The 21,459-nt window shown below is 66.5% G+C and carries 20 protein-coding genes and 1 riboswitch; of the genes, 6 read left to right on the top strand and 14 right to left on the bottom strand.

Annotated elements, in window-relative coordinates:
- Positions 1–11: 11 nt before the first annotated feature.
- From AC1MED_RS06300 to AC1MED_RS06290, 3 genes are all read right to left on the bottom strand, one after another.
- Complete coding sequence (locus AC1MED_RS06300; RefSeq protein ID WP_479786059.1) at positions 12–1,019, bottom strand: GNAT family N-acetyltransferase; 1,008 nt, start codon at positions 1,017–1,019, stop codon at positions 12–14.
- Between the two features lie 2 nt (positions 1,020–1,021).
- The gene (locus AC1MED_RS06295) at positions 1,022–2,407 is read right to left on the bottom strand and encodes a glycine--tRNA ligase (protein WP_479786057.1); all 1,386 of its coding nucleotides are present in this window, start codon (positions 2,405–2,407) and stop codon (positions 1,022–1,024) included.
- 122 nt (positions 2,408–2,529) lie between these two features.
- Positions 2,530–3,531: a DMT family transporter gene (locus tag AC1MED_RS06290; RefSeq protein WP_479786056.1), complete on the bottom strand. Its 1,002-nt coding sequence runs from the start codon at positions 3,529–3,531 to the stop codon at positions 2,530–2,532.
- A 33-nt stretch (positions 3,532–3,564) separates the two neighbouring features.
- Between AC1MED_RS06290 and AC1MED_RS06285 the strand changes: the two genes are divergently transcribed.
- Positions 3,565–3,801, top strand: a complete 237-nt coding sequence (locus AC1MED_RS06285) for an RNA-binding S4 domain-containing protein (protein WP_479786054.1) — start codon at positions 3,565–3,567, stop codon at positions 3,799–3,801.
- A gap of 60 nt (positions 3,802–3,861) precedes the next feature.
- Here AC1MED_RS06285 and AC1MED_RS06280 read toward each other — a convergent pair whose 3' ends face one another.
- Complete coding sequence (locus AC1MED_RS06280; RefSeq protein WP_479786052.1) at positions 3,862–4,524, bottom strand: alpha/beta hydrolase; 663 nt, start codon at positions 4,522–4,524, stop codon at positions 3,862–3,864.
- A 70-nt stretch (positions 4,525–4,594) separates the two neighbouring features.
- On the opposite strand from AC1MED_RS06280, the gene AC1MED_RS06275 reads away from it, so the two are divergent.
- A complete protein-coding gene (locus tag AC1MED_RS06275; RefSeq protein ID WP_479786051.1) occupies positions 4,595–5,470 on the top strand; it encodes an SGNH/GDSL hydrolase family protein in 876 nt (291 codons plus the stop codon).
- A 117-nt stretch (positions 5,471–5,587) separates the two neighbouring features.
- Positions 5,588–6,109 carry a hypothetical protein gene (locus AC1MED_RS06270; RefSeq protein ID WP_479786050.1) on the top strand — a complete coding sequence of 174 codons (522 nt, stop codon included), beginning with the start codon at positions 5,588–5,590 and terminating at the stop codon, positions 6,107–6,109.
- Positions 6,110–6,121: 12 nt separating this feature from the next.
- On the opposite strand, the gene AC1MED_RS06265 is transcribed toward AC1MED_RS06270, so the two are convergent.
- Together AC1MED_RS06265 and mmsB are read right to left on the bottom strand one after the other, a co-directional pair.
- Positions 6,122–7,606, bottom strand: a complete 1,485-nt coding sequence (locus tag AC1MED_RS06265) for a CoA-acylating methylmalonate-semialdehyde dehydrogenase (RefSeq protein ID WP_479786048.1) — start codon at positions 7,604–7,606, stop codon at positions 6,122–6,124.
- A 31-nt stretch (positions 7,607–7,637) separates the two neighbouring features.
- Complete coding sequence (gene mmsB / locus AC1MED_RS06260; RefSeq protein ID WP_479786046.1) at positions 7,638–8,540, bottom strand: 3-hydroxyisobutyrate dehydrogenase; 903 nt, start codon at positions 8,538–8,540, stop codon at positions 7,638–7,640.
- A 168-nt stretch (positions 8,541–8,708) separates the two neighbouring features.
- On the opposite strand from mmsB, the gene AC1MED_RS06255 reads away from it, so the two are divergent.
- Entirely contained in the window at positions 8,709–9,608 is a 900-nt protein-coding gene (locus AC1MED_RS06255) for a LysR family transcriptional regulator (protein ID WP_479786045.1), read from the top strand.
- 53 nt (positions 9,609–9,661) lie between these two features.
- On the opposite strand, the gene AC1MED_RS06250 is transcribed toward AC1MED_RS06255, so the two are convergent.
- The 5 genes from AC1MED_RS06250 to AC1MED_RS06230 all read right to left on the bottom strand — a co-directional run bounded on the left by AC1MED_RS06250 (position 9,662) and on the right by AC1MED_RS06230 (position 15,311).
- Positions 9,662–10,714, bottom strand: a complete 1,053-nt coding sequence (locus tag AC1MED_RS06250) for a S66 family peptidase (protein WP_479786043.1) — start codon at positions 10,712–10,714, stop codon at positions 9,662–9,664.
- An 865-nt stretch (positions 10,715–11,579) separates the two neighbouring features.
- Complete coding sequence (locus AC1MED_RS06245; protein WP_479786042.1) at positions 11,580–12,134, bottom strand: GNAT family N-acetyltransferase; 555 nt, start codon at positions 12,132–12,134, stop codon at positions 11,580–11,582.
- A 165-nt stretch (positions 12,135–12,299) separates the two neighbouring features.
- Positions 12,300–13,340 carry a DNA polymerase III subunit beta family protein gene (locus AC1MED_RS06240; RefSeq protein WP_479786040.1) on the bottom strand — a complete coding sequence of 347 codons (1,041 nt, stop codon included), beginning with the start codon at positions 13,338–13,340 and terminating at the stop codon, positions 12,300–12,302.
- A gap of 425 nt (positions 13,341–13,765) precedes the next feature.
- Positions 13,766–14,071: a hypothetical protein gene (locus AC1MED_RS06235; protein ID WP_479786038.1), complete on the bottom strand. Its 306-nt coding sequence runs from the start codon at positions 14,069–14,071 to the stop codon at positions 13,766–13,768.
- Between the two features lie 643 nt (positions 14,072–14,714).
- Positions 14,715–15,311, bottom strand: coding sequence for an SGNH/GDSL hydrolase family protein (locus tag AC1MED_RS06230; RefSeq protein WP_479786037.1), 597 nt, complete (start codon positions 15,309–15,311; stop codon positions 14,715–14,717).
- A 148-nt stretch (positions 15,312–15,459) separates the two neighbouring features.
- Between AC1MED_RS06230 and AC1MED_RS06225 the strand changes: the two genes are divergently transcribed.
- Both AC1MED_RS06225 and AC1MED_RS06220 read left to right on the top strand, forming a co-directional pair.
- On the top strand, positions 15,460–16,347 hold the full coding sequence (locus tag AC1MED_RS06225) for a hypothetical protein (RefSeq protein ID WP_479786036.1): 888 nt from the start codon (positions 15,460–15,462) through the stop codon (positions 16,345–16,347).
- Between the two features lie 33 nt (positions 16,348–16,380).
- Positions 16,381–17,067: a hypothetical protein gene (locus AC1MED_RS06220; RefSeq protein ID WP_479786035.1), complete on the top strand. Its 687-nt coding sequence runs from the start codon at positions 16,381–16,383 to the stop codon at positions 17,065–17,067.
- 139 nt (positions 17,068–17,206) lie between these two features.
- On the opposite strand, the gene AC1MED_RS06215 is transcribed toward AC1MED_RS06220, so the two are convergent.
- The 3 genes from AC1MED_RS06215 to AC1MED_RS06205 form a co-directional block, all read right to left on the bottom strand.
- Positions 17,207–18,589 (bottom strand): MFS transporter, encoded by a 1,383-nt coding sequence (locus AC1MED_RS06215; protein WP_479786034.1) that lies wholly within the window; start codon positions 18,587–18,589, stop codon positions 17,207–17,209.
- Positions 18,590–18,761: 172 nt separating this feature from the next.
- Positions 18,762–19,898, bottom strand: a complete 1,137-nt coding sequence (metX, locus tag AC1MED_RS06210; RefSeq protein WP_479786033.1) for a homoserine O-acetyltransferase MetX — start codon at positions 19,896–19,898, stop codon at positions 18,762–18,764.
- Positions 19,899–19,909: 11 nt separating this feature from the next.
- Positions 19,910–20,025, bottom strand: a riboswitch (SAM riboswitch).
- 84 nt (positions 20,026–20,109) lie between these two features.
- Entirely contained in the window at positions 20,110–21,426 is a 1,317-nt protein-coding gene (locus AC1MED_RS06205) for a bifunctional o-acetylhomoserine/o-acetylserine sulfhydrylase (RefSeq protein ID WP_479786032.1), read from the bottom strand.
- Positions 21,427–21,459: the final 33 nt, after the last annotated feature.

The raw sequence follows: 21,459 nt of genomic DNA, 5'->3' as shown, positions 1-21,459 counted from the left end.
CGTTAACGGGCTTAGGCGGGGTCCGAGACGATCAGCGTGTCCGCGCCGGCCTGCCGGGCCTTGCCGGTCTCCAGCAGCGGCTCGACGACGGCGCGCAGGGCCGTCATCGAATCGTCCAGTTCCAGCAGCACCGGGTACTGGTACGCAATCAGCGCCAGCAGGTCCCGGACTGCGGCCTGCGCCTCGTCGTCGGACAGCTCCGGGTCGTGGCCCAGGAAGACGTCCGAGGGATCGCCGGCCTTCGTGGCGTGGCCCTCTTCGGGGCCGCCCATCTCCGGGCCGCCCTGCGCGTAGCTGACCGCGAACGCCTGGAGCCGGCCCTTCTTGCTGGCCGGCACGCCCGCGCCGAACGCACTGGCCTTGGGCGCGCGCAGTACGATCGCGCCGTGCGCGCCGCTCAAATCGTCCAGGAAGAGCCGCTGCACGGTGGCGATGCTGAGCTCACCGGGGCTGTCCCAATGGTGCACGGCGGTGTAGTACCGGCCCACGACGTCGCTCAGCTCCACCGAGCCGGTGGCCAGATCCTCCACCTGCTCCGACGCCGCGGCCTCGGAGCCGTCGCCGAAGACCGGGAGCTTCAGGGCACCGGGCTCCACAACCACCAGGCGGGAACGCTGGATCGGGGCCAGGCCGGCCGCCTCGGCGAAGGCGGCGCCGGGCGTGCCCGGCTCCACCTTGGTCCGGAGCCGGGAAACGCCCGACGGCGCACGCCCGGCCTCGTGCCGGAGCATGGCCAGCAGCGTGGAGCCGATGCCGGTCCGGCGGTGGTCGCGGGCGACTTCCACGTACACCCAGAGGCGCTCCGGGTGCAGCGAGGCCTCGTGGACCACGCCGGCCGCGACGGGGATGGCGACGCCGTCAACGACGTCCTCGGCCACGATGCAGCGGCGCCAGGGGGCGTTGCCCGAGGGCGCGAGGGTGCCGCGGAACTGCCGGGCCTGGTCCGTTTCCGGCCCGCCCCAGATCTCCAGGAGGGCGAGGTCGTCGCCCTCGCGCCATTCGCGGTATCCGATCGCCATGCTCAGGCGCCAATCAGCCGTGCGGCCAGGTAACCCTCCACCTTGTCCAGGGACACGCGTTCCTGGCTCATGGTGTCGCGTTCACGGATGGTGACGGCCTGGTCCTCGAGCGTGTCGAAGTCCACCGTGATGCAGAACGGCGTGCCGATCTCGTCCTGCCGGCGGTAGCGGCGGCCGATCGCGCCGGCGTCGTCGAACTCGATGTTCCAGTTCCTGCGCAGCTGCGCGGCAAGGTCCTTGGCCTTCGGGGACAGGTCCTCGTTGCGGCTCAGCGGGAGCACCGCCGCCTTGACCGGTGCCAGCCGCGGGTCCAGCTTGAGCACGGTGCGGACGTCGACGCCGCCCTTGGCGTTGGGTGCCTCGTCCTCGGTGTAGGCGTCGATCATGAACGCCATGAAGGAACGGGTGAGGCCGGCGGCGGGCTCGATCACGTACGGGGTGTAGCGCTCGTTGGTGGCCTGGTTGAAGTAGCTCAGGTCCTGGCCGGAGGCCTTCGAGTGCGTGGAGAGGTCGAAGTCGGTGCGGTTGGCGATGCCCTCGAGCTCGCCCCACTCGGAGCCCTGGAAACCGAAGCGGTACTCGATGTCCGTGGTGCCCTTGGAGTAGTGGCTGAGCTTCTCCAGCGGGTGCTCGAAGAAGCGCAGGTTCTCCTCGCGGATGCCCAGGCCGGTGTACCAGGCCATGCGCTCCTTCATCCAGTACTCGTGCCACTGCTCGTCGGTGCCGGGCTCGACGAAGAATTCCATCTCCATCTGCTCGAACTCGCGGGTGCGGAAGATGAAGTTGCCCGGCGTGATCTCGTTGCGGAAGGACTTGCCGATCTGGCCGATGCCGAACGGCGGCTTCTTCCGGGAGGTGGTGAGCACGTTGTTGAAGTTCACGAAGATGCCCTGCGCGGTTTCGGGGCGCAGGTAGTGCAGGCCCTCTTCGCTGGCCACCGGGCCCAGGTAGGTCTTGAGCAGGCCGGAGAACTCCTGCGGCTCGGTCCATTCGCCGCGGGTACCGCAGTTGGCACAGACGATGTCCTTGAGGCCGTTCTCGGCGGGGCGGCCCTTCTTCTCCTCGTACTCTTCCTCGAGGTGGTCGGCGCGGTAGCGCTTGTGGCAGGAGAGGCACTCGACCAGCGGGTCGGAGAAGACCTCGACGTGGCCGGAGGCTTCCCAGACCTGGCGGGGCAGGATCACCGAGGAGTCGAGGCCGACGACGTCTTCGCGGCCGCGGACCACGGACTGCCACCACTGGCGCTTGATGTTTTCCTTCAGCTCGGCGCCGAGGGGGCCGTAGTCCCAGGCAGAACGGGAGCCACCGTAGATTTCACCGGCCTGGAAGACGAAACCCCGTCGCTTTGCGAGGGAAATGATCTGGTCGAGTACGGATTTTGCTGCCATGGGAACTCCAATTTCTACAGGGCCGCTGGGTGCGGTCCGTGCTGTCAGCCCCGGGTCACCGGCTGGTTGCCGGGCGGGGTAGTGCTTACGGTGTGATGCAAACTCCTAGCCTACCCGCGCTGCTATCGCTTCAGGGCCCCGCGGGACCAGGGCAGGCTGGCCAGGACAATGGCTGCCAGCGTCAGCAGGGTGCCCAGCACGGTGGGCAGCGCGACGACGGTCCCGGGCGCGGGCAGCACCAGGTCGAGCCCGAGTGAGCCCAGCAGTTGCCCGGCGATCATGCCCAGCCCGGTGATCAGGACCCCCAGGCTGCGGACCAGGAGGGCAGCGACGCCGATGAAGATACAGCCCATGGGGCCGCCAAGGTAGTACCACCACTCTGTAGGAAGAGCGTGGCCGGGCCCGGCGATGGCCAGTTTGATCAGCCAGGCGAGCCACAGCACCACGCTGCCGGCGATGAAGTTCACCAGGGTGGCGGTGATGGGCGTGCGGTAGCTCACGGTGGCCGTGCCGTTCATCGCCTGCTGGAAACTCATCAGGAACCCGGCGAGAACCGGCAGCAGCACCGGCAGCAGCAGTTGCAGCGGGCCGGCCTCCGCTCCGGAAGACGCGCCTGCGCCGGCCGCCGCACTGCCGTCGAAGCGCGGCGACACGGCCCAGGCGACGGCGGCGACGGTCAGCACGCTGCCGAGTACGCGGATGCCGGTGACCGGCCTCTTGCCCGCCGGGCCGATCCCCATCCGGTCCACCAGCAGTCCGCTGAGCGTCTGCCCGGTAACCGCGGCGACCGTGAACAAGGCGACGCCGAGCAGCCCGACCGTGAAGGACTGGGCGAAGACGAAGAACGCGCCGATGCCTCCGGCCAGCACGTAGTAGCGCGGGAAGCGGCGCTCCCGCAGCGCCGGCAGGACTTCGGCGAACCCGGCACGGCCCTTCGGCAGGACCAGCGAGACGACGATCATCAGCGCCAGGCCGACGCTGAAGCTGACCACCGCGGCGGCGAGGCCGTCGGCCAGGACGCTTCCGAGGGCGCCGTTGATCCGGCCCTGGACGGGGACGAAGAGTCCGGCCGCAACGGCAAGGAGCAGTCCGACGGGCAGAGGGATCCGCGGTGCGTGGGTCATTGGTGCCACCTTTGGTCAGGCATTATTGCTTGTATGAGCAACCCGGAAATTGAAGACATTCCCATCCGCGACGACATGATCCGGCTGGGCCAGCTGCTGAAGCTGGCCAACCTGGTCGAGGACGGGGTGGAGGCTGCCGAGCTGGTCAAGAACGGCCTGGTCAAGGTCAACGGCGAGATTGACGACCGCCGCGGACGCCAGCTCCACCACGGCGACACGGTCACGGTGAACGGGCAGACCGTCCGGATCATCACCCCCAGCGGAGCCTAACAGCCACTGGCAGCGCCCGACAGCGCGCAGCCGCTCCCGGCAGCGCCGGCCGCTCCGGGCTTATTTGTTGAGTACCTCGTGGGTGAGGAACTCGCCGACGTGGCCGACCTCCTGCTGGTTAATGCCGTGCCACATGCCGGTGTAGAGCACCTTGGTGAGCTTGACGTGCTTGCGCACCCAGCCCATGGTGAATTCGATCTTGTCCGGCGTGATGACGGGGTCCTGCTGGTCGCGGCCCCAGAACATCGGCACTGTTCCGTCCAGTTCCGCGTCGCGGAAGCTGGGGTCCCCGCCGGCGTCGACCGCGAACCCGGAGAGGCCGACGACGGCGGCGTAGCCGTCCGGACGCTGCCGCAGCAGCGTGGTGGCCATGGCCATGCCCATCGAGAAGCCGAGCAGGGTGACCGAGGGGTGGTTCGCCCTGGCCGAGTCGATCCAGTCCTGCGCGTAGGCGGCGGCGTGCTTGACGGCGTCGAGCGAATACTCAATGGATGCGGTCAGCGGGAACCAGGTGAAGCCCGGTCCGGAGACCAGCGGGGCACGCAGCGAGGCCACCACAAACTCCTCGGGCAGCATGTCCGCCAGGCTGAGCAGATCCTGTTCGTTGGCTCCGTAGCCGTGCAGCAGCACCAGCAGCGGCTTGCCGGCGCGCTCCTCCTCGGGCCGGGACCACAGGACAACGGGGGCGGGAAAGGCAGCGGGAAAGGACGGGGCTTCAGTCATGGCTCCATTCTTACAGTTACCTAGGAGTAACAAGCTACGGTGGCGCCGCTTTGCGGGAACAGTGCAGGATATGAAGGTGAGCGAAACAGAAGCGATGGAGAATTTCCCGGACCGGACTGTCAACCACCCCTGGACCCGCTACGTCGCGATGGGCGACTCCTTTACGGAAGGCATCGGCGATCCCGAGCCGGCCAGCCCGGGCGGGCACCGCGGCTGGGCGGACCGGGTGGCAGAGGAACTGAGCCGCGGCCACGACGATTTCGCCTACGCCAACCTGGCCGTCCGGGGCCGGCTGCTACAACAGATCGTGGACCAGCAACTGGCCCATTGCCTGTCCCTGAAGCCGGACCTGGTGACCCTCTCCGCGGGCGGGAACGACTTGATCCGGCCCGGCGGGGACCCCGATGTCCTCGCCGAACGGCTGGACTCCGTGGTGCAGATCCTGAGTATGGGCGGCGCCACCGTGGTCCTGTTCAACGGCCCGGACACGGGCTCCTCGGTGCTGGGCCGGATCCGCAGCAAGGTGGCCATCTACAACGAGAACCTGCGCACCGTGGCCGCCCGGCACGACGCCGTCATCGCGGACATGTGGTCACTGCGTCAGCTCAACGATCCGCAGATGTGGGACGCGGACCGGCTGCACTTCTCGCCGCTGGGCCACCACACAATCGCGGCCATGGTGCTGGATTCGCTGAATGTGCAGCACACCCTGGAGCCCCTCTCCCCCAAGCCGCTGCCGCAGCGCAGCTGGCGGGAGGCCCGCACCGGGGACCTGATCTGGGCCCGGGAGCACTTTGTCCCGTGGGTGGTCCGCCGGCTCCGGCACCGCTCCTCCGGCGACGGGATCACGGCCAAGCGTCCGCTGGCCGGACCGGTGTTCGGCCCCGGCGTGCCGCTCGGCTCGGGTGAGGGCCCGCCCGGCGCCGAGGACGCGTTGCGGTCCTGAACGGCCCGGGCGAAGCCGGCCAGGCATCCGACCCGGCAACCCTCCCCGCCTTTCCCGGCACCCGGGGCGGGGCGTGCGCGTTAAGCTGGAAAGACACCTTTTGAGAGGCCCGGTACCGTGAGTATTTTCTTTTGGATCATCCTGTTGTCCTTCCTGGTTCCGGCGGCGATGCGCCTGTACCGGAAATCCGTCCGCGGACGAAACCAGGACCCGGGCCTGCCGGGCCAGTTCCCGGGGCAGTTTCCCGGCCAGTACCCCGGCCAGCAGAGCAACCAGCCCCGGGACGGATTCACCCAGCGGGACTACTTCGGCGGCTTCGGCCAGCTGGGCGCCCCGCGGCCCCCGGCCAACCAGCCGCCCGCGAACCAGCAGTACCCCGTCCCGTATGAGGACAGCCCGGAATACCTGAACAACCCGCCGCAGCCCACCGGACAGCAGTGGCAGCAGCCCTGGCAGCAGCCGGCCCAGTCCCAGGCGCCCGCTCCTTCGCCGACTCCCGTCCCGGAGGTTCCGCCGGCGCCGTCGGGGCCGCAGGGCTACCGCGCACGCAAGCTCGCCGAGCTGGACCAGAAGTACAGCAACGGCGAGCTCGCCATGGAGGATTACATGGCCCAGCGCGCGGAGATCATGAAGGGCTAGGCGGCGGCAGCCCTAGTCGACCTGCGGGAAACCGAGGTCGATCACCGAGGTGGAGGGATCCGGCCAGCGGGTGGTGACCACCTTGCCGCGGGTGTAGAAGCGGATGCTTTCCGGGCCGTACATGTGGGTGTCGCCGAAGAGCGAGTTCTTCCACCCGCCGAAGGAGAAGGTCCCCACCGGCACCGGGATGGGCACGTTGACGCCCACCATGCCGGCCTCGACGTCGAACTCGAACTGCCGGGCAGCGCCGCCGTCGCGGGTGAAGATCGCCACGCCGTTGCCGAACTCGTTGTCGTTGACCAGCTTCACGGCGTCGGCGTAGCTCTCGACGCGGACCACCGAGAGCACGGGGCCGAAGATCTCATCGTCGTAGACCTTCATGCCGGGCTTGACGTGGTCGATCAGGCTGACGCCGATGAAGAAGCCGTTGGAGTCGAACTCCTGTTCGCGGCCGTCCACCACCACGGAGGCGCCCTCGTCAGCGGCGCCGGCCACATAGGAGGCCACCTTGTCGCGGTGGTCGGCGGTGATCAGCGGGCCCATCTGGGAGGCGGGGTCGGTGCCGGGGCCGATCTTGAGGGTGGCCATCCGGGTCTTTATCGCGTCCACAAGCTCGTCCGCGATGTTCCCGACTGCCACCAGGACGCTGACGGCCATGCAGCGCTCGCCAGCGGAGCCGTAGGCGGCGGAGACGGCGGCGTCGGCGGCCATCTCCAGGTCCGCGTCCGGAAGCACCACCATGTGGTTCTTGGCGCCGCCGAGTGCCTGGACGCGCTTGCCGTGGTCCGCGGCGCGCTTGTAGATCGACTGCGCGATCGGCGTCGAGCCAACAAAGCTGACGGCCTTCACGTCCGGGTGCTCAAGCAGCACGTCCACGGCTTCCTTGTCGCCGTGGACGACGTTGAGGACGCCGTCGGGCAGGCCAGCCTCGGCGAAGACCTGGGCGATGAAGACGGCGGAGGAGGGGTCCTTTTCGCTCGGCTTGAGCAGCACGGTGTTGCCGCAGGCCAGGGCGCTGCCAATCATCCAGAGCGGCACCATGGCCGGGAAATTGAACGGCGTAATGCAGGCGACAACACCGACCGGCTGCCGGACGGAGTGGACGTCGACGCCGCCGGAGACCTGCTCGGAGCGTTCGCCCTTGAGCGCGTGGGACAGGCCGGTGGCGAATTCGATGTTTTCCAGGCCGCGGGTGATCTCGCCCTCGGCGTCGGAGAGGACCTTGCCGTGTTCGCTGGTCAGCAGGGCGGCCAGTTCGGGCCGGCGCTGCATCAGAAGCTCGCGGACCTTGAAGAAGATGCTGGTGCGCTTGGCCAGGCTGGTGGCGCGCCAGCCGGGCAGCGCGGCGCGGGCGGCGGCGATGGCTTCCTCGACCCGGGCGGCGGAGGCGAGCGCCACTTCCTTTTCCTGCTCGCCGGTGGCGGGGTTGAAGACGGGGCCGTAGCGCTCGGCGTCCGACACGAGGGCGCCGTTGATGAGGTGCGGAATGCGTTCCATGGGGAGGATCTCTTTCTAAAAGGTTTGGGGGCTACTTGGCGGACTCGAACGAGCCGTCGACCAGTTTGACGATGGCCGAGCAGTCCGTGCCGGACTGGCCGCCGTCGATGAGGCGCTGGAAAAGCTGCTGGACGTGCTCGCCGATCTCCAGCGGTGTGTTGGTATCGCGGGCGGCGCTGATGGCCAGGCCGATGTCCTTGTTGGCCAGCTCGGCGGTGAACGTCGGCGCGAAGTCGTTGTTGGACGCGGCGGTGGGAACGACGCCGGCCACCGGGTACCAGGTGCGCAGCGCCCAGCTGTCGCCGGAGGAGACGGAGGCGATGTCCCAGAAGACCTGCTTGTCCAGGCCCAGGCGGTCCGCGAGGACTGCTCCCTCGGCGGTGGAGGCGAGGTTGATGAAGAGCATCAGGTTGTTGCAGATCTTGGCGGCCTGGCCGGTGGTGGCGCCGCCGGTGGGGATGATGTTGGCGGCCATCGGGCGGATGTATTCGGTGGCGTCGGCGACGGCGCCGGCTTCCCCGCCGACCATGAAGGTCAGGGTGGCGGCCTTGGCGCCGCTCATGCCGCCCGAGACGGGTGCGTCCACAAAGCGGAAGCCGGCCTCCGCGGCGGCGTCGTGCAGGGCCTGAGCCGACGCGATATCGATGGTGGAGGAGTCCACCAGCAGGGTGCTTGTGTCGGCGTGGGCCAGCACGCCGTCTTCGCCGAGGTAGACGGCCCGGGCGTGCTCGCCCTTGGGGAGCATGGTGAAGACGACGTCGGCGCCTTTCACTGCCTCGGCGATGCTGCCGGCGGGCTTGACTCCCCCGGCCTCGGCTGCCGCCACGGCCTCGGGGTTGAGGTCGAAGCCGCGGACCTCGTTTCCGGCTGTGGCGAGGTTCACGGACATGGACCCGCCCATGTTTCCCAGTCCAATCCAGGCGACAACTGCCATGGCATAAGCTCCTTTGCTTTGCATTGTGTCCGGCGCAGTTGCCGGACCTTTCCGTGTCAACCATCACACCCTGTTACAGTGCAATCAAGGGGAAAAAGTGAAGATGCCATGTGCAGTGATGCACATTGGTCCGACGACGTGCGCTGCTAGGAAAGGCCAAGGGTGGACTTGAAACGGCTTCCCAGTCCGGACGACCTGCTGATCCTGCTGACCGTGGCCCGGCTGGGCCGGTTCAACGCGGTCGCGGAGACCCTGGGCACCACGCACACCACAATCTCGCGCCGGATCCTGGCGTTGGACAAGCAGCTGGGCGGCCGGACGCTGGAGCGCAGCCCGCACGGCTGGGAGCTCACCGAGCTCGGGTCCCAGGCGGTGGCGGCCGCCGAGGCGATCGAAGCCACCCTGGGCGCCCTGTCCGGCCGGATCGCCCGGACCGAGGACGTGCTCTCCGGTCTGGTCCGGATCAGCACCCCGGACGGCTTCGGCGCGGAATTCGTCGCCCCGGCCCTGGTCCGGCTGCAGCAGCAGCATCCGTTGCTGAACGTGGAGATGCTCAGCGCCACCCGCAAGGTCAGCCAGAACCGCTCCGGGGTGGACCTTGAGGTGGTGGTCGGCAACATGGAGGTCAGCAACGCGCAGACCATTTTCCTGTCCAACTACTTCCTGCGGCTGTACGCGAGCCCGGAGTACGCGCGTGAGCACGGGCTGCCCGGGACGCTCGACGACGTCCGGCAGCACGGCTTCGTCTCCTACGTGGAGTCTGCACTGCAAGTCGCCGAACTCGGCCACCGCTCCACCCAGCTGCCGATGCCGCGGTCCAGCTTCCAGGCCACCAGCATCTTCGCCCAGCTGGAGGCCGTCCGCCGGGCCGCCGGGATCGGGCTGCTGCCCAACTTCCTCGTCGTCGGCAAACCCGGGTTCGTGCCCGTGCTGCCGGACGATTTCCAGCGGCAGCTGCCGATCTGGGCAGTGGCGCGGGCCGAATCGCTGCGTTCGGCGCCGGTGCAGGCCGTGCTGGCGGCGGTCCGCGCCGAGGTCGCCGAACGCCAGGACGTGCTGGCGGGCTGAGCCGGGCATGCTGCGACGGCGGCTGCCGGCAAGGGGCTGCGTCGCGGGGCGCCTCAGCGGTAGTCAGCGGTAACTGTTTGGGCGATTCCGTCGAGTCGGATCAGTCCGCCGTGGGGAAGGATCCATTGGGGTCGGGTGTGGCCGAAGGGAACTCCGACGCAGACGACGGCGTTCGGGTTGTACGCGCTGACCTGTTCGATGATCGCCTCCCGCTGTTCTGCCCTGAGCCGGGCTCGTTCTTCCGCCGCCGGGACCGGTTCCCCGAGGCAGCTTACCGGCGGGCGGGCGGCCAGCACGCCGGCGGCGGTCTCAAGGATTCCCCTTTCGCCCAGCGCCCGCACCCATCTCCGCACTTCGTCTGCGGCTGGCAGCTCCTCGCTGGTTTCGAAGAGCAGGATCGCCCCTTCGAGGTCGGCCACAGCCGGCATCCGGTCAGCCATCGCAATCTGGTCAATGACCTCCAGGCAACCGCCCCACGACCGTCCTTCCACAACCTCCTTGGGACCCGACCAGGACCAAGGCTCCGTCGCTTCACGGTCACCGAACCGGGTCAGAGCGCGGGGGTCCGTCCAAGGGATGCCGTAGTCTTCCGACTCGCCAGGATCGGCTAACTCTATGGTTCCGCCCTCGATGAGTGCGGCGCGAAGCGAGGCCAGGTGCACGTCATCCACGCGTGGGCCTGCGCCCAGGTGTACCTGCGTGGAACCGCCGTAGAAGCTGGAAATCCCGAGGCCCCACAAGAAGTTGTGCAGGTTCGTGTTGTCGCTGTAGCCGAGGAACGGCTTCGGGTTGTCGGCGATGACAGCGGCGTCGAGGTGTTTGATGACGGTGATCTGGTCGTCACCGCCGATGGTCGCAAGTACGGCCCGGATCGTTGGATCGGCGAACGCCGCAGTGATGTCAGCGGCCCGCGCCTGGGCGCTTGCACCCAGTTGCCGGGTGGTCGGGTACTCGACCGAGATCAACCCGGTGATCTCCGTCAAGCGCTTCATCGCCTGTTCATGAACGGCTTCTGAGACAGCTGGTGCGGCAAATGCCGGGGAGAGTATCGCAACGCGATCGCCCGGGCTTACCTTCGCTGGCGCAGTGAGGTTCTTTGGCGTCATCTGATCATTAGAGCAGTCAGCCATCGGATCCGGTCGCCTCCACGCCGGTCCGAACGCGGCGCTGCTAGCGTTTGTCGCGTGGATGCATACACCTGGCACGTGCCCGCTCCGTCCGAAGGGGGCAGGACCTGGACTCGCCTTGCCAAACTTGTCGCAAGCAACGAATTCGTGCTGCACGGGTCGCAGACACCGGGCCTAACGTTGCTTGCCCCAAGGGCGCCAGTCGACTCCAGCCCTGACGAGTTTTCCAAGACGACCGCCGTCTACGCGACTGAGGACCCGTCCTGGGCGGTCGCGTACGCGATCCGTTCATCGGCATGCCGACGTTTCCTGAACGCCTGCTTCTATCCAGGCGCCGTGGCCGGAGGATGGTCCGAACGGCGGATCTTCCTCTCGTACGCTGCAACCGAGGACGGCCAGGCTCCAACCAGGGCGGGGGTGGTCTACGTTCTTCCGCGGAACAGTTTCACAAGGATGCCCAGCTACACGGATCCCGTTCTTGGCCCGATTACCGAGTGCCAGTTCATTAGCACCGAGCCTGTTCCTGTCCTGGCCGAAATAGCAGTTGAACCCCAAGACCTGCCGCTCACTCCGGCGCTCCACGACTTCGAGGCCGTGTCCGGCCGCGCTTCTGCCATGCCTACGGGATTCCCTTGGCTCGGCTGAAGAGTCGTTCGTCTCCGACGCGTGCGTAACCCGATCCCGCCGTCGGGCACTTGCCGTGTCGGCAACCTTGGGAGGTTGCTCCGGGCGAGGCTGGGCGTTGGAGCCGGCGCTGAAGAGGCGATCGGTTAGGATCGGCGTCGAACGAGTCGGCGGGGGCCCGGCCATCCACCCGAGTCACGTTCAGCTTCGGGTCTTGAGATCACCAGGGTGTGCCTCGCAGATCGATGTCGCCGTTCGGCCACTCGCTCGCGTCGCGGGTCGACGAGCAGATAAGCGTTGGCCCTCCTTCGGACACGATGACCGAGCTCTGGTCCGCTCGGGACAGACACCGTTCAGTGGCACGCACCTGAACCCATCCCGCCGACGCGTAGAAGGGGACCACCTCTTTTCGACATCCGAGGAGACCAAAGTCGGCTCCGGCTTCGTCGCGCATCGCCACTTGGGCGTGACGCATCGCTCGGCTGCCGAGGCCAAGACCTCGAAAGCGTAGATCCACCAGCACGCCTCCTGCGCCAGCCACAAGGATGTCGCTGGCGCCTACCGAAATCACCCGACGCTGAAAGCCCACGTGCGCCGCCAGTTCAGACCCCCGGAACGCCAACACATGGAAATCCGCCGGCGAGTAGCCGTACGGCGCGTCGGGATCCCACCGGCCGTGGTCGCTTAGGTACTCACTGTCGAAAAGCACTTCCAGGGCCGCAAGTTCCCTCCTGCTGAGATCTCCATGCCGCCGCAGCTCCAGGGTTTCATTCATTGTCCGAGCCTATGCCTTCGTATCGGGAACCTGGACGCACCGGCCCGAGTGGCCGTGCTTCGGATCCCGGATCACCGCGTTCCCCAGTTGGGCACAGACCGCGAACTGGGACGCGCCGGACGACAATTTGGCGCGTCCCACGGCGGGCAAGTAGAGGCGTTGGACTCAGACCGGCTGATCGAGGCGGACAGGCATGAGGATCGACAGGGTGCCGTCTCGGTCCGGGTTACGGATGGCCAGCGGCGCAATCGGATCGTCCAGACCGAGGGTGAGCTGGCTGCCGGTGCCGAGCGCCTCCAGGAGGAACGCGCGGTTCACCCCGATGACCAGCGCGTCGGGGTCGTCGGATGAGCCGACCTCGACCCCCCTTGAAGTGATGCTGAGTCGGCTGACGTCGTAAGCGACGCCGTCGTTGTCTCGAGTGAAGGTCTCGGTCGTACCCGCAGTTAGTGCGGCTCTCAACGCAGCGGCATCCACGGGGACTTCGCGGTTGCCGAGGCCGAGCCAGCTGCGATACGACGGGAAGTCGACGTCGGCGAGCTCCGCATGGATGGTGCCGGCATCACCGGTCAAGGTGATCGTGTCGCCGGTAACGACGACGTCCAGGAATCCCGTGTGGTTACCGGCGAGCAATTCGTTAACCGCTGCCGTGGGCAGAAGCACATGCAGTTCGGCCTGCTGCGACATGGGTACCGTGCTGGCGGCGAGTCGGTACCGGTCCGTAGCAACCACACGCAACCGGCCGGGCTCGCCGTCGAGGAACACCCCATTCAGGCGCGGCTGTTCTGGGTCGTCACTGATGGCATACCGAACTTCTCCGAGCGCTCGAATGAGTTCGGCGGCAGCCAGCGTGCATCGGGTCATGGTGATCTCCTGGTGTTCTAGTAGTTGATGAACGATGGAGATCTCCCTGCGGGCGTCGGCCAGGCCTGCTTCCAGCCGTCCGAGATGAGCTGCCACGATCGGCCGAGCCTGGGAAGGTTCGGCCAGGATCGTCCGGATGTCATCCAGCGGAAGGCCTACCCGCCGCAGGTGCGCCGCCAGCCGGGCGTGAACCACCTGACTCGGATGATAGAAGCGATACCCAGAGGAAGGGTCGACCACCGACGGCGGCAAAACACCGGCGCCGTCGTAGAAGCGCAGGGCGCTCACTGGCAGCCCGCTGAGTGCTGCCAGCCGGCCGATGCCGAGCAATTCGTTCTCCATGTATGCACTCTCCCGTCTCTACCTAGTTGAGGGTCAATCCCGAATATTCTTCGCATTTCCCTGCTTGCCCGGCGGAGGATCTTCGCGTCTAGCCTTGCGGAGGTACGAGATTAATACAGTGATGAAGAGAAGCACTGTGCAGCCAATGAGGGCCCAGGACAAAATGTGCGTGCCGCGGGTTCCGCTGATCGTAAAGAGTTGACCGGTAATTATCAGTGCACAAGTAACAGCGACCCAGATGACTGCGGTCTTGGTGGGTTGTCTTCGCGTTCGGGCCATGACCGGAACCCTACCGGGCAGGTTTTGCATCTCTAGGGCAACACGAACGCGAGCCGCTGTTCTGGCGCCCACACGTATGTGTCATCGCACCGATAGCCCCTTAGCCACGGCCGCCCATCCACGACACGGAGGTAGAAACCCTTGGGCTACTCCACGCCCTTGCTCAGCGGTTCGGAGGCGACGTGGATCGCTCCGGTCGGGGCGCGGCCTGCGGACAGGACGGAGTCCGGCGCGTTGGGCTGCTCCGTAATCGCCAATCGGAGGTAAGGGCCCGTCACCACGGGGCAAAGTTCGAGCCCTTGGTTCCTCGCCGCGGTGAAGACCCGTGACTGAATGGCGCCACGCTCAAAGCCAAGCTCCCCCACCTGTCGTTCCACGATTCGTATGCTTCGAGCCTCTGGAGCGTCGAAGGCGGGGTGGTCGAGCAACGTCTCGGCGTGAACATTGAGCATGACGTCCGCTGCGTGCAGTAAGTGTGTGAGCTCAGCTCGCGAGTGGCTCCCCACTTGAACCACGAAACCGTCACCATGAACTGTGCTGACCATGCACCGATTCTCCATCACTACCCATGGATGACGCCTCACCGCAGTCGCAGTTCTTAGGCCAACTTGCGCCAATCGGCCGGGCCGGCCTTGGCGATCTCCTCGTCATTGAGCGTGGCGCTGATATAGGGGCTCTGCGTCGCAACCGGAGCTAAACTCGGGATTGCCAGCTTTTTGGGGGCGTTTCTACGCGGTACCCGTAGCGTCGCACTGTCGGATACGGCCTGGGGTGACACGACTGCAAAGGGGAAGCAACAGTGAGCGACCTGAAGCTAACACTCATCATCCTCGTCATAGTAATTTCCGCGGCAGTCGTCGGGGCCGTCTTGGGTCAGCTTTTCCCGCGGTCGGGCGTGCTGTATATGGTTCCCACAGGAATCGGTGTCGGCATATCCGTTCGCTTATTCGCACGACATCTGGCGCGCAGACGAGAGAACTAGACCGGGTGATCGCGGTGTTTCGGAGTGTTGTGCTTCTGGTGGCATTCAATGCCCGGAATAGGACGCCATCGATTGGTGAAGGTGTGATCAGGCGGCAGCACCCCGGAGGTGAGTCAGCCGGCGGCCCGGGCCTTGGCGACGTATGGTTCGAGTGCTTCCGTCATGACCTCCGCCAGCTTGGCGTGGCCGAGATCGTTCGGGTGGATCTGGTCCGGTTCCGGGTAGAAGAACGGCGTGGGATCGTCGGCGAAGACGCCGTACTGGGCCAACAGGAACGGCAGACCTGTTTCCTCGGCGCACTCTGCATGGAGATCAAAGACGCGGCGGATTCGAGGCGGTTCTTCCCGGAAAGGCCAGTAGGGCTCTACGACGAGCACCTGGGAATCCGGGAGTGAATCGCGCAGCCTCGACATGTCCTGGATGATGGTCCGACGGAGTTGGTCATCGTTGTCAGGCAATTGCGGGTAGTCGTTGGCACCGAGCGCAATCAGAGCGATGTGTGGGTCGGCGTCAATCACCATGTCCAGCGGATGCTTTTCGAATGCGTCGGTGTCGCGCTTGGTAAGAAATCCCAGGCCGTTGACGGCGAAATTGTGCTCCTCCAACCCAAGGTTCCGGCTCACAATGGACGTCCACCGCTTGCCGACGTGGGAAATCCCCCGCCAACCCGTGGAAATGCTGTCTCCGTACACCCCAAGTCGCAAAGTCATTCCAGGACCCTAGCACCGCTCGCGTCCTCGGTCTTGTCAACATTGCCGGCGCGGACGGGCGCCCTCACAGGGTCGCGCCAGCTTCAATCCGGCCGCGTTTCGCAACCTTTCCCAGTGCTTGCCCCGCGCCGACTATTAGGCTGGCGCCATGGAATCGTTGCCCAATGCTGCGCCCGGTGAATGGCTGAAGCCTCTGGTGGATCCCGTGTGGCATGACATGCATGTCGTGGTGCCACGGGGCTTCCCCGCCTACGCCAGAATCTTCCATCCGGCGACCCGGGACCGCCCCAAGGACACCGGTTCCTGGCACGGACATTCCCGAGCAGGCGTCTTCCCCCTCGTCGAGCAACAGGTCCGCTGGTCTGAGGTGGCGGGTGCTGTCGGGACCAAGATGCACCCATTGGCCCAATTCCACCGAATTCGTGGGCAACTACCGAACGGGCAGGAACTCTTCGACAGCGAAGGCTGGCGCTACGCTGAACCCCTAACCGGCAACCTCGCACCGAACATACTGGCAGCACTGGTTGCCCGTCTCTGTGAACATACGTCCACGCCAAACGAGGGTGTGACCGCCATTTGGGAAGGATGGGGAGGACTTACAAGCTCCATCGGCTATGCCCAGCTCACTTTTTCGGACGACTCGACGCCCGTGGAGAATACTTCCGCCGCCGCGCTGGACACGGATCTCGGTCGCGGCCTGCTGCCATCGGAGGTGATCAAAGGCGAGACACTGACCCTGCCGGGCCGCGACTATTACCTGTTCGATGCCGCGCCACAGTTTTACCGTCACACCGCGTGGGTGGATCAAGTGCCCTGGCACCATTCCCCACAATTCCCGCAGTCACCGAGCATCCTATGGCCGGCAGACAGAAGCTGGGTCATGGTGACCGAAATTGACTTCGACTCCACGGTGGTCGCCGGCAGTCATGAACTCGTATCGGCACTAGTGCGGGACCCCGCCATCGAAGCGCTGCCATTGAATGAGGGCGCAGACCTGACATGGGACGCCGACGTTCCAAACCGTCCGGCGCAATAGCCCAGCCTTTCGCTTCAAGGCCATAATCGTGGCATGAGGATGACTGGAATTCTCCCCGAGGACGCGCCCGATCCCCGGGTCGAGCAGGCCAAGCGACTGAAACTCATGCCCATCCCCGTGATGGGACTCGTGTCCCAGCCCTCGCTGGAGGATGCGGATACCGTGAGTCTGACATCCGGCGAGGACGATCGTGGATACAGCGAAATGGCAGCGAGTGTCACCTACACCCTCTGGCGAAACCCAGCTGACCGCTCGGACCCAATTAATCTCGCCGACCCCAACGAGCAGGCTCGCAGAGCGATCGACGTCGTTCCGCCATGGCCCCGACCCGCATGGCTAGTCGAGCAGGTGCAGCGCATGCTATATCCGCAGCTGTGGGAGGCCGTGCGAACTACCTGGCACCGTGACCCATCCCCGCGCACTTCGCTCCACAGCGTGCTGGTCGAACACGTCAACCACATCCTCACGAACCGGTACCGGCAGGAGCTCGGACTGAGCGAAGGTTCCTGGGACCAACCCGCACTCGCAGTGACGGACCGGATGGTCAACGCTCAGGCCGGTGTCTTGGTGAATGGGGTCGAAGTACCCGGCGCTGAGGTCGATACTAATCCGATTGTATATGGCATTGGCGCGGAACTAGCGGGCGGCGGCGTCGTCACCGCCGTGCTTCCACGCGCCGAGCTCAAACTCATACAGGTGCAGTTCGCTACACGGGCGTAACGCCCCGCTGGCTCCGTGAACCGGTCCCCTGCCGATGCGAGCGGCGTCCACGATCTCCCGATCCCAACGACAGCAGCCCCCGTCCCCGCAATGCGGGGACGGGGGCTGCCTGGTCTTGACTCGTGCAGTTGTCTGCCGGTTACTTCTTACCGGCGGCCAGGAGGTCGGCAGTGCCCTGGGCGTCGGCGGCGTCGACGTCGTGGAGCGAGATACCGCGGGTTTCCTTCAGGAAGTAGACCGCCACGATGGTGACCAGGCAGGCGCCCAGCAGGTAGATGGCAACCGGGGTGGAGGACTTGTACTGGCCCAGCAGCGAGCTGGCGATGATCGGGGCAAGCGACCCGGCCACGATCGAGGTGACCTGGTAGCCCAGGGAAACACCGGAGTAGCGCATCCGGGTCGGGAACATCTCGGCCATGATGGCCGGCTGCCCGGCGTACATCAGGGCGTGGAAGAGCAGGCCGATGGTGATGGCGGCGAGGATGATGAGGTCGTTCTTGGTGTCCATCATCGGGAAGGCGAAGAAGCCCCAGGTTCCGCCCAGGACGGCGCCGGCCATGTAGACCGGCTTGCGGCCGAAGCGGTCGGAGAGCTTGCCGACCATCGGCACCACGGAGAAGTGGATGAAGTGCGCCACGAGGAGCAGCAGCAGGATGCGCGAGGTGTCGGCCTGGACGATCACCTTCAGGTAGGTGATGGAGAAGGTGACGACGAGGTAGTACAGGACGTTTTCGGCAAAACGCAGGCCCATGGCGGTGAAGACGCCGCGGGGGTAGCGGCGGAAGACCTCGGCCACGCCGTAGCCCTTGTTTTCCGTAACAACTTCCTTCTGTGCCTCGAGGAAGATCGGGGCGTCCTGGACTTTGGTGCGGATGTAGTAGCCAATGACCACGATCACGGCGGAGAGCCAGAACGCGATGCGCCAGCCCCAGCCGAGGAAGTCCGCCGAGGACAGGATGGAGGAGAGCAGGAAGAGCACGCCGGTGGCGAGCAGGTTGCCCATCGGGACCGCCGACTGCGGCCAGCTGGCCCAGAAGCCGCGGGACTTGCTGGGGCTGTGCTCGGCGACGAGCAGGACGGCGCCGCCCCACTCACCGCCGACGGCGAAGCCCTGGGCAAAGCGCAGGAAGACCAGGAGCGCCGGAGCCCAGTAGCCGATCTGCTGGAAGCTCGGCAGGCAGCCCATCAGGAAGGTCGAGACACCGACCAGGATGATGCTGAGCTGCAACAGCTGCTTGCGGCCGAACTTGTCGCCGAAGTGGCCAAAGACGATGCCGCCGATGGGGCGGGCAACGAAGCCCACCGCGTAGGTCAGGAACGCGGCGATGATGCCGTCCAGTTCCGTTCCGGAGTTGGGGAAGAACATCTTGCCAAAGACCAGCGTCGCCGCCGAGGCGTAGAGGAAGAATTCATACCACTCCACCACCGTGCCGGCCATCGAGGCTGCCACTACTTTCTTGAGACCTGACGTCTTGACGTCGGTGTCCTCTGCGCGCCTTGCGGCGGCGTTTTCCGTGCTCATGCGAACTCCTTCGGTGTCGCCTTCGACACCCTGTGGACCATTGGGCTGACTAACGTGTGTGTGAGTTGGGACACACGGCGTCATTCTCCACGAGTATGGACTGCGGGCGCGGAAGGCTCAACGACCAATCGCGCAGAGGGCGTCTGCAAAAATGCACACGAGCTGGTGCCGGCTAGGCGAAGAAGTTGCCGCGGAGCTGTTCGCTGAGCTGCCCGATTTCGGTCAGGAAGCCGTCATGGCCGATCGGCGCCTCGATGACGTGCACAGGCACCTCGCCCGGCAGCGCGCCGGCGAGTTCACGGGACTGGGCCGGGAAATACAACCGGTCCGAGTCCACGGCCGCCACAAAGAACTCCGCGGTGGCCCGCGAAACAGCCTGCTCCAGGCTTCCCCGGCCGCGGCTGACGTCGTGGCTCATCAGCGCCTCGGTGATGGCGATGTAGCTGTTGGCGTCGAAGCGGCGGACCAGCTTGTTGCCCTGGTGGTCCAGATAGCTCTCCACCTGGTAACGGCCCCGGCCGGCCAGCGACCCGGCTTCCAACGGGTCCTCCGCCGCCTGGGCGTTCCGGCCAAAGCGGGCGTCCAGCTCCGCGGCGGAACGGTAGGTGATGTGGGCGATCCGGCGCGCCAGGGCCAGGCCGGCGTCCGGTTCCGGGCCGCCGTAGTAGTCACCGCCGTTGAAGTTGGGGTCCTGGCGGATCGCCAGGGTCTGGGCCTGGGCGAACGCGATCTGCTCGGCGGTGCTGCGGGCGCCTATCGAAATCACGGCGCAGCGCCGGACCCGGTCCGGGTAGCTGACCGCCCACTCCAGCGCACGGGCTCCCCCGAGCGAACCCCCCAGCACGGCATACCAGCTGCTGATTCCCAGCGCGTCGGCGAGCCGCGCCTCGGCGGCGGTGCTGTCCCGCAGGGTGACCAGCGGAAACCGCGAGCCCCAGGGCCGTCCGTCGGGGGCCGGCGTGGACGGCCCGGTGGAGCCGTAGCAGCCGCCGAGGATGTTGATCGAGACCACAAAGTACTTGTCCGTGTCCACCGGGGCGCCCGGGCCGGCCAGCTGTTCCCACCAGCCCGGCTCTTCGCCGGCGCCGCGGGTGACGTGGGTGTCGCCGGTCAGGGCGTGCTCGATCAGCACGGCGTTGGAGGCGTCGGCGTTCAGCGTCCCCCAGGTCTCGTAGGCGAGGGTGACCTCCGGCAGGGTGGCACCGGATTCAAGGGCCAAAGAACCGAGCGGGAGGTACTGCACCGTCCCATCAGGAACAGTGGAGGGTTTGCATTCGGGTACACCCGTGCGGGTGACGGCAATCGTCATGTGAGGACCTAACTTCGCGCTTGCCCGCCGTCAGCTGACCGGCAGGCCAGGTCTTCACCCGGGGCACCCCGCCGCAAATGGAGGGTTGCCGGCCAGCAAGCCGGGGCTGTCGCTGGCACTCATGACCTGCCTCGATTCTACGAAACCCGGCGGCGCAAGCGCGAAGATTGTGACGGCTGTGTGACAGCCGGTCCCGTCGGCGCCGCCCGCCTCAGGCGTTCTTGGCCGCGCGGAAGCCGGCGTCGAGGTCCGCGATGATGTCGTCGATGTGTTCGAGTCCCACCGAAAGCCGCACCAGGCCGGGGTTGACGCCGGCCACCGCCTGCTGCTCCGGCGAGAGCTGGCTGTGCGTGGTCGACGCCGGGTGGATGACCAGCGAGCGCACGTCGCCGATGTTCGCCACATGGGAGTGCAGTTCGAGGGCGTCGACGAAGCGCTTGCCGGCCTCCGCTCCCCCGGCCAGGTTGAAGGAGACGACGGCGCCGGTGCCCTTCGGCCCGTACTTGCGGCCGCGCTCGTACCAGGGGCTGGACGGCAGCCCGGCGTAGGCGACGGATTCGACGTCGGCCCTGGCCTCCAGCCATTCGGCAACCCTGACGGCGTTGGCAACGTGCCGCTCCATCCGCAGGCTCAGCGTCTCGATGCCCTGGGCGATCAGGAAGGCGTTGAACGGCGAGACGGCGGAGCCGAGGTCGCGCAGCAGCTGGACCCGGGCCTTGAGGATGTAGGACAGGTTGGCGCCCAGCGCACCGTCCGCGCCGAGGTCTCGGGCGTAGACCAGGCCGTTGTAGGTGGGGTCAGGGGTGTTGAAGCCGGGGTAGCGCTCCGGGTCCTTGCCGAAGTCGAAGTTGCCGGAGTCCACGATGACGCCGGCAATCGCGGTGCCGTGCCCGCCGAGGTATTTGGTGGCCGAGTGGACCACAATGTCGGCGCCCCACTCGATCGGCCGGATCAGGTAGGGGGTGGAGAGCGTGTTGTCCACGATCAGCGGCACCCCGGCCCGGTGCGCCACGTCCGCGATGCCCTCGATGTCCAGCACGTCCTGCCGGGGGTTGGACACCACCTCACCGAAGAACAGCTTGGTGTTCGGCTGCACGGCGTCGCGCCACTGCTCCAGGTTGTCCGGGTCCGCGACGAAAGTTACCGAGATGCCGAATTTCTTCAGCGTGTGGGCCAGCAAGTTGTAGGTGCCGCCGTAGAGGCTGGGGCTGGCCACCACATGGTCCCCGGCCTCGGCGATGTTGAGGATCGCAAGGGTTTCGGCGGCTTGCCCGGAACTGAGCAGAAGCGCCCCGAGGCCGCCCTCGAGGCTCGCCACGCGCTGCTCCACCGCGTCCTGGGTGGGGTTTCCGATCCGGGTGTAGATGGGGGCGAGTTCGGCGAGCGCGAAGCGGTTGGCCGCGCTTTCCGCGCTGGGGAAGACGAACGACGTCGTCTGGTAGATCGGCAGCGACCGCGCACCGGTGGCGGAATCCGGCTCCTGGCCGGCGTGGATCTGGCGGGTTTCAAAGGACCAGGCGTTGGACATCGGGGATCTCCTGAGTGACTGGGCACAGGCCCT

The sequence above is a fragment of the Arthrobacter sp. BI5 genome, assembly GCF_056680065.1.
The sequence above is the reverse complement of the archived record's forward strand: the minus strand, read 5'-3'. Positions and strand labels throughout refer to the sequence as shown.

Excerpts from the sequence above, each read along its gene's own strand:
- AC1MED_RS06250 (WP_479786043.1), bottom strand. The coding sequence starts at position 10,714 with ATGACGCCAAAGAACCTCACTGCGCCAGCGAAGGTAAGCCCGGGCGAT.
- AC1MED_RS06205 (WP_479786032.1), bottom strand. The coding sequence starts at position 21,426 with ATGTCCAACGCCTGGTCCTTTGAAACCCGCCAGATCCACGCCGGCCAG.
- AC1MED_RS06295 (WP_479786057.1), bottom strand. The coding sequence starts at position 2,407 with ATGGCAGCAAAATCCGTACTCGACCAGATCATTTCCCTCGCAAAGCGA.
- mmsB (WP_479786046.1), bottom strand. The coding sequence starts at position 8,540 with ATGGCAGTTGTCGCCTGGATTGGACTGGGAAACATGGGCGGGTCCATG.
- AC1MED_RS06240 (WP_479786040.1), bottom strand. The coding sequence starts at position 13,340 with ATGGAGAACGAATTGCTCGGCATCGGCCGGCTGGCAGCACTCAGCGGG.
- AC1MED_RS06285 (WP_479786054.1), top strand. The coding sequence starts at position 3,565 with ATGAGCAACCCGGAAATTGAAGACATTCCCATCCGCGACGACATGATC.
- metX (WP_479786033.1), bottom strand. The coding sequence starts at position 19,898 with ATGACGATTGCCGTCACCCGCACGGGTGTACCCGAATGCAAACCCTCC.
- AC1MED_RS06225 (WP_479786036.1), top strand. The coding sequence starts at position 15,460 with ATGGAATCGTTGCCCAATGCTGCGCCCGGTGAATGGCTGAAGCCTCTG.
- AC1MED_RS06265 (WP_479786048.1), bottom strand. The coding sequence starts at position 7,606 with ATGGAACGCATTCCGCACCTCATCAACGGCGCCCTCGTGTCGGACGCC.
- AC1MED_RS06235 (WP_479786038.1), bottom strand. The coding sequence starts at position 14,071 with ATGCTCAATGTTCACGCCGAGACGTTGCTCGACCACCCCGCCTTCGAC.
- AC1MED_RS06230 (WP_479786037.1), bottom strand. The coding sequence starts at position 15,311 with ATGACTTTGCGACTTGGGGTGTACGGAGACAGCATTTCCACGGGTTGG.
- AC1MED_RS06290 (WP_479786056.1), bottom strand. The coding sequence starts at position 3,531 with ATGACCCACGCACCGCGGATCCCTCTGCCCGTCGGACTGCTCCTTGCC.
- AC1MED_RS06220 (WP_479786035.1), top strand. The coding sequence starts at position 16,381 with ATGAGGATGACTGGAATTCTCCCCGAGGACGCGCCCGATCCCCGGGTC.
- AC1MED_RS06245 (WP_479786042.1), bottom strand. The coding sequence starts at position 12,134 with ATGAATGAAACCCTGGAGCTGCGGCGGCATGGAGATCTCAGCAGGAGG.
- AC1MED_RS06300 (WP_479786059.1), bottom strand. The coding sequence starts at position 1,019 with ATGGCGATCGGATACCGCGAATGGCGCGAGGGCGACGACCTCGCCCTC.
- AC1MED_RS06280 (WP_479786052.1), bottom strand. The coding sequence starts at position 4,524 with ATGACTGAAGCCCCGTCCTTTCCCGCTGCCTTTCCCGCCCCCGTTGTC.
- AC1MED_RS06215 (WP_479786034.1), bottom strand. The coding sequence starts at position 18,589 with ATGAGCACGGAAAACGCCGCCGCAAGGCGCGCAGAGGACACCGACGTC.
- AC1MED_RS06275 (WP_479786051.1), top strand. The coding sequence starts at position 4,595 with ATGAAGGTGAGCGAAACAGAAGCGATGGAGAATTTCCCGGACCGGACT.